The organism is Clostridium tagluense (assembly GCF_003865095.1).
Taxonomy (GTDB): Bacteria; Bacillota; Clostridia; order Clostridiales; family Clostridiaceae; genus Clostridium_AD; species Clostridium_AD tagluense.
In genome coordinates this window covers 1-796 of record NZ_BHYK01000119.1, presented here as the reverse complement: position 1 = coordinate 796, position 796 = coordinate 1, and the positions used below count along the sequence as shown (strand labels likewise).

General features: G+C 31.9%; 1 protein-coding gene. It reads right to left on the bottom strand.

What is annotated here, in order from left to right; all coding sequences use genetic code 11:
• On the bottom strand, window positions 1-773 hold a 773-nt coding region (locus Ctaglu_RS24795; RefSeq protein ID WP_125006731.1), incomplete at its 3' end, for an ExeA family protein.
• Window positions 774-796: the final 23 nt, after the last annotated feature.

Genomic DNA, 796 nt, shown 5'->3' with positions numbered 1-796 from the left:
ATTATTGTGTCAGTGTCAATCACTGTTTTTTCGTGCTGTGCACCTATTATTAAAGCCTTTGTTAATATCATATTTAGACGTCTTATAGAACCAGTACAGCTTCTGTATGCAGCTAAAATGGCATTATTATCAATTATTTCAGAAGAAGCACTTGCCAATGATAGTCTCGAATGAATGTATTCTACAGCCTCGGTCTCTGAAAACCCTTCAAAATCATAATTTATTATGATCCTTTGCTTTAATGCTTCATGTATCTGTTTTTCTAAGATATTATTAAGTATAGGTTGACCTATTAAAACCAGTGAAAAACAGTCCTTTGAGTCCATAGAAAAATTCATGAGTAATTTTAAATCTTTCAATATATCATTACTTAAATACTGTGCTTCATCCCATACAAGTATGTAATGGACACCCTTATCACTGCTCATGTTTTCCATATAGTCTTTTATATTTTTAAACATGTCTGACTTGCGAGAGCAAGGTTCGAGTCCTAGTGAGATACAAAACTGACGATAAAACTCAGCAGTAGTTACGGTAGTAAAGCAAAGATAAATAACCTTTGTTAAATTTGGATTAACTTTTTTCGCAAAACATCTTAGAGCAAAAGTTTTTCCTGATCCAGGCGAAGCCGTAAATAATCCAATGCCTCTAGTTTCATTAAGATAATCAAGTCTTGATATCATTTCTTTTAAATCCCTTGAGATATATGCATCTTTTTCTTTAATACCTTTTTCAAAAGGGTTTAAGGTCATACCATAAAACTGCTTAAACATATTTAACACCATCCTTTGAATAA